General features: G+C 32.2%; 4 protein-coding genes and 1 pseudogene. All 5 read left to right on the forward strand.

The genetic code is table 11. The features are described 5' to 3' along the window. The first annotated feature begins 17 nt into the window (after positions 1-17). The 5 genes and pseudogenes from FS85_RS0113075 (at position 18) to FS85_RS16555 (ending at position 6,086) form a co-directional block, all read left to right on the forward strand. Positions 18-581, forward strand: a complete 564-nt coding sequence (locus FS85_RS0113075) for a DUF3347 domain-containing protein (RefSeq protein WP_010136800.1) — start codon at positions 18-20, stop codon at positions 579-581. 267 nt (positions 582-848) lie between these two features. Continuing rightward, entirely contained in the window at positions 849-3,353 is a 2,505-nt protein-coding gene (locus tag FS85_RS0113080) for a heavy metal translocating P-type ATPase (protein WP_010136801.1), read from the forward strand. A 19-nt stretch (positions 3,354-3,372) separates the two neighbouring features. Further along, the gene (locus FS85_RS0113085) at positions 3,373-3,855 is read left to right on the forward strand and encodes a DUF305 domain-containing protein (RefSeq protein WP_010136802.1); all 483 of its coding nucleotides are present in this window, start codon (positions 3,373-3,375) and stop codon (positions 3,853-3,855) included. Continuing rightward, on the forward strand, positions 3,845-5,626 hold the full coding sequence (locus tag FS85_RS0113090) for an efflux RND transporter periplasmic adaptor subunit (protein ID WP_010136803.1): 1,782 nt from the start codon (positions 3,845-3,847) through the stop codon (positions 5,624-5,626). Before FS85_RS0113085 ends, FS85_RS0113090 begins: the two co-directional genes overlap by 11 nt. A 137-nt stretch (positions 5,627-5,763) precedes the next feature. Next, a pseudogene (locus tag FS85_RS16555) lies at positions 5,764-6,086 on the forward strand (response regulator transcription factor). The last annotated feature ends 216 nt before the right edge of the window (positions 6,087-6,302 follow it).

Here is a 6,302-nt window from a genome sequence, read left to right on the forward strand (position 1 = left end):
TAATTTAAAAATAATTAATGAAAAATTTAAAAATAAATATATTAACAATGCTATTGTTGATAGTTTCTTTTACCAATGCACAGGGAAAAGAAAAAATGAACCATAATCACGGTGATATGAAAGTGGATGGCATGAAAATGAATATGGACAAAATGCAAGACGTAAAGACTGAAGCTATTTTATCTGACTATTTAAGTCTAAAAGATGCTTTAGTTGCAGATGATTCTAAAAAGTCAGCTCAAAATGGTTCTAAATTGGCGGCTTCTCTTAAAGCCTTTGATACATCAAGCTATACGGCCGAACAGCAAAAAGAATTGGCTGACATTATAGAAGATGCGACCGAACATGCAGAGCATATTACTAAAAGTGCTATAGGTCATCAACGTGAACATTTTAAAACTTTAAGTAAAGATATTATAGATATGGTTGCTATTTCAGGAACAACATCAAAATTATACGAACAGTTTTGCCCAATGTACGGTGATGGTTCAACTTGGTTAAGTTTAAGTAAAGATGTTAAAAATCCATATTATGGTAGTAAAATGCTTAAATGTGGTTCTGTTATAAAAACCATAGAGTAATAATTATAAAGTTAATAGCAATTAATAAAAATGAAAGAATGTTGTAAAGACAGTTTTGATAAAAAAAATCAACAAAACGGAATAAGAAGATGGTCAAATTACATAATCTATACTATCGTTATTACTATAGTTATAATCACTATGCTTTATCAATCATTCAATTAAACAATGATTTCTAATTCTAAATAACAGCAAGTATTTAATACCTTTTGGAAATGTCTAGTTTCTTATTTGGTTACTTTACTTTTTTTAATAAATAAAACTAAAATGAAACATACATATCATATACACGGAATGACCTGCAACGGTTGTCGTACTCACGTAGAAGAAACACTTTCTAAAGTAAAAGGTGTTTCAAAAGCAACCGTCAATTTAGAAAAGGCAGAAGCAAAAATCGAGATGGATCAACATATTCCTATAGAAACATTTCAAGAAGCCTTAAAAAACGATGGTGGGAGATACAGTATTCATAAACAAGGTGAACATCATCACCATTTAGAAGATAAAAAGGAAAATCAACCAAAAGCAAAAGGCACAGGTACATTTTATTGTCCTATGCATTGCGAAGGTGATAAAACTTATGATAAACCAGGCGATTGTCCTGTTTGCGGAATGGATTTGGTCGAAGAACAAAATCTATCAAAACAAGCTACAGCTGAACAATGGACGTGTCCAATGCATCCAGAAGTTGTAAAAGATGAAGCGGGTTCGTGTCCTATTTGCGGTATGGATTTAGTACCAATGCAACCAGATGTTTCAGCGGAAGAAAAGACCTATAAAAAATTATTAAAGAAGTTTTGGATAGCAACTGCATTCACATTACCAATATTCTTAATGGCTATGAGCGAAATGCTTAATAACAATCCATTGTACGATATAATGGAACAGAAATATTGGAATTGTATTCAGTTTGGATTATCTATTCCAGTTGTCTTTTACGCGACTTGGATGTTCTTTGAGCGTGCTTATAGAAGCATAAAAACGTGGAATCTCAATATGTTTACACTCATCGGGATTGGTGCAGGTGTAGCTTGGTTATTTAGTGTTTTTGGTATGTTGTTTCCAGATGTATTTCCGGCACAGTTTAAAACTGAATCAGGTGCAGTCCACGTGTATTTTGAAGCAGCTACAGTTATTTTAACCTTGGTGCTTTTAGGACAGTTGTTAGAAGCGCGTGCACATAGCAAAACCAATTCCGCAATAAAAGAGTTACTAAAATTAGCCCCTAATAAAGCCATAAAAATAGTTGATGATGAAGAAATTGAAGTCAGTATCGATGAAATAGAATTAAATGATATTCTAAAAGTAAAACCAGGTGATAAAATTCCTGTGGATGGTGTAATAACAGAAGGAGAAACAACCATTGACGAATCTATGATTACAGGAGAACCTATTCCTGTAAACAAATCTCAAGATGATAAAGTAAGTAGCGGAACCATTAATGGGAATCAATCATTCTTGATGAAAGCGGAAAAAGTAGGAAGTGATACCTTACTTTCACAAATCATTCATATGGTTAATGATGCCAGTAGAAGTCGCGCACCTATTCAGAATTTAGCAGATAAGGTATCAGGTTATTTTGTGCCAGTTGTAGTTCTTATTTCTATCATCACATTTATGGTTTGGGTAATTTGGGGACCAGAACCTGCTTATGTGTATGCATTGGTCAATGCAATTGCAGTACTAATCATTGCGTGTCCTTGTGCTTTAGGTTTAGCAACACCTATGTCTGTAATGGTTGGCGTGGGTAAAGGTGCTCAAAATGGTGTATTGATTAAAAATGCCGAAGCTCTCGAAAAAATGGACAAGGTAAATACACTTATAGTCGATAAAACGGGTACAATTACAGAAGGAAAACCAACGGTAGAAACAGTTCGTGCTTTTAGTGATATTTTAAACGAAAAAGAGGTATTACAATACATCGTTTCATTAAATACCAATAGCGAACATCCTTTGGCAGAAGCGACAGTTAAATATGGAAAGGAACATAACGCAGAAATAGTAAAATCTAAAAATTTTAGTGCTGTTACAGGAAAAGGTGTTGAAGCTAAAATTGATGGAAAAAATGTAGCATTAGGTAATCCTAGAATGATGGAATATGTCAAAGCAGACATTACCTCTAAAATGAAAGATGAAGCGAAATCTTACCAAAAACAAGGCAAAACAGTTTCTTATTTGTCAATAGATGAAACCGTTGTCGGGTATGTAGTTATAGGGGATAAAATAAAAGAAACAAGTGCCAAGGCTATTAAAGTACTTCAAGATAAAGGCATTGATGTTATAATGCTTACAGGCGATAATCACGATACAGCACAAGCAGTAGCTTCAGAACTTAATTTGGCAGATTTCAAAGCCAGTATGCTACCAGAAGATAAACTCAAAGAAGTAGAAAAACTGCAAGAAAAGGGCAAAGTAGTTGCTATGGCAGGTGATGGTATTAATGATGCACCAGCACTGGCAAAAAGTGATGTGGGTATTGCAATGGGGACAGGTACCTCTGTAGCTATTGAAAGTGCTATGATAACTTTAGTAAAAGGTGATTTACACGGCATAGTAAAGGCTAAAAACTTAAGTCATTCCGTAATGAAAAACATAAAGCAAAATCTATTTTTTGCACTTATTTATAACACATTAGGTGTACCTATTGCAGCAGGTGTTTTATTTCCTTTTTTCGGAATATTACTCTCACCAATGATAGCAGCGTTAGCAATGAGTTTTAGCTCTGTTTCAGTAATAGCAAATGCTTTAAGATTAAGAACAATTAAAATTTAACTATAAAATCAAACTAATTATGGAAAATTCAAAAGAACACGCAAACAAAGGAAATTACAAAACCTTCTTTATAATGTTGGCTTGCTCATTTGTAGCAATGTACATCACAATGTATTTAAATACATATTCCATAGACCACGTATGGTTTAGCTTAACACGTTTCTATATGACGTGTTTGGGTATTTCAACAATGGCAGTCATAATGTGGTTTTTTATGCGAAAAATGTATAAAGACAAAAAAAAGAATATAGCAATACTTGCAGGTAGTTTTATTCTCTTTGTAAGTGTATTAGGATTAGTAAGAACACAAGCACCAATTATTGGTGATGTCCTTTGGATGAAAGCAATGATACCGCACCATTCCATCGCAATATTAACAAGTGAAAGAGCGGATATAAAAGACCCTGAAGTTAAAAAATTAGCAGATGATATAATAAAAGCACAAAAGAAGGAAATAGAAGAAATGAAAGCAATGATAAAACGATTAGAAAATGAAAAATAATAAAATAGTGATATATATAGGCTTAGTTGCTATAGGTCTATTGTTGGGTTGGTTACTTTTTAGTGGTTCATCAAACGAACAGACAGAACATAATCACGATGAGGTTGCAGAAACCAATCAAATGTGGACTTGCTCAATGCATCCACAGATTATGCAACCAGAACCAGGAGACTGCCCTATTTGTGGTATGGACTTAATTCCTGCAGAAACTAGTGCAGATGGTTTATTAGCAGACCAATTCAAGTTAACAGAAAATGCCATGGCATTGGCAAACATTCAAACATCAATTGTTGGTAATGGTGAAATAAAAGATAATACCATTAAATTATCAGGGAAAATTGTTATAAATGAAGATGAAACGGCAACACAACCAGCACACTTTAATGGTCGTATTGAAAAATTGTACATAAATTCATTAGGACAAAGCGTAAAAAAGGGACAAGCTATTGCTCAAGTATATTCTCCAGAACTAGTTACAGCACAGCAAGAGTTAATTACGGCATATCAAATTAAGGATTCACAACCAGAATTATACAAGGCTGTTCGTAATAAATTCAAAAATTGGAAAATTGACAATTCTCAATTATCTGAAATAGAAACGACAGGTATAATTAAAACACAATTCATTATCTATTCACACGTTTCTGGGGTTGTATCTGAAATTACAGTGAACGAAGGTGTTCATGTTATGGATGGCCGTCCTATTTTTAAAGTGACTAACCTTGCAACAGTCTGGGCGAATTTTGATGTGTACGAAAATCAAATTTCGTTATTTAAAAAAGGACAGGAGGTGATGATTTCAACTAATGCCTATCATAATAAAGAATTTAAAGGAACGGTAGATTTTATAGACCCTCTTTTAAATACTAAAACAAGAACAGTAACCTTACGTGTGGTGCTTACTAATAAAAATGATGTATTTAAACCAGGTATGTTTGTTGAAGGTTATATTAACGGTAAATCATCTAGTAAAGGGCAAATACTCGTAATTCCATCTACAGCAGTTCTATGGACTGGAAAACGTTCAGTTGTGTATGTAAAAACACACTCTACTCAACCTGTTTTTGAAATAAGAAAAATTATATTAGGTAATAAAATAGGTGATAATTATGAAGTATTAGAGGGGGTTAATAATGGTGATGAAATAGTTACAAATGGAACATTTACAGTCGATGCAGCAGCCCAATTACAAGGCAAAAAATCAATGATGAATAAAGATGGTGGTAAAACAATGACAGGCCACGAAGGACATTTAGGAATGGATAATAATGCATCAAAAAAAGAAAGTGACCTTACCAATATGAATGAACGTTTGGAAGTGTCAGTAAAATTTCAAGAACAATTAAAAGTTGTTTATAATGATTACATCAATTTAAAAGATGCTTTAGTAACTGATGATGTTAAAAAAGCCTCAACAAATGCCACAAATTTATTAAACAATTTAGGCAAAGTAGATATGAAATTAGTATCAGACAATAATGCTCACACACATTGGATGTCATTAGAAAAAGAAATAAAATCGGCTTCAATCACTATTTCTAAAACCACTGATATAAAGATTCAAAGAGACCATTTTAAACATCTATCATTAAACTTAATAAATGTGGTACAAATGTTTGGTGTTAAGGAAAAAGTATATGTAGAATTTTGTCCAATGGGTGATAACAATAAGGGAGCGTATTGGTTGAGTAAAGAAGAAAAAGTAATCAATCCATATTTTGGTAAAGCAATGCTAACCTGTGGAGAAGTAAAACGACTCATAGCACAATAACTATTATACTTTTAACCGTAAATTAAGATGTATTTTACAATACATCTTTTTCTCTTTAGAATAATTTTAGAATTAAATATTACTTTTATAATATCAAATATCTAATAGCAGAAGATGAAATAGACTTACAGAAGTCTATAGTTACGCATTTAGAAGGTGATGGTAACATCTGTGAAGTAGCGTCCAACTTTGAAGAAGCTGCAAACAAAGCAGCTATTTATGATTATGATCTTATAATTTTAGATATTAATTTAATTTCTGGAAGTGGACTCGATATATTAAAATTGCTCAAAAAAATAAAAAAAGAGCTAATGTTATTATTATTTCAGCAAACAATTCCTTCTCTAATAAATTAGAAGGTTTAGATTTAGGTGCAGATGATTATATTACAAAACCATTTTACTTAGCAGAATTAAATTTAATAATTAAGGCAGTTTTAAGAAGGGTAATATGGGGGTGATGAAATTATAGTTTTCAATGAAATTAAAATTGACACAAAAACTAGAAAGCATATTAAACTCATATTAAGAGTTATTAAAATAGTATTCTATCCAGGATATTATAAAAACACTATTTTTACTCTATTTACTATTAGTATAAATTATAGTTAAAGAAACGAGGATTTTGCATCCTCGTTTCTCTGTTGAGTTATGGGGGTTTATAAGACTTTCATATT

Source organism: Ochrovirga pacifica (genome assembly GCF_000220525.1).
GTDB classification, from domain to species: Bacteria; Bacteroidota; Bacteroidia; order Flavobacteriales; family Flavobacteriaceae; genus Ochrovirga; species Ochrovirga pacifica.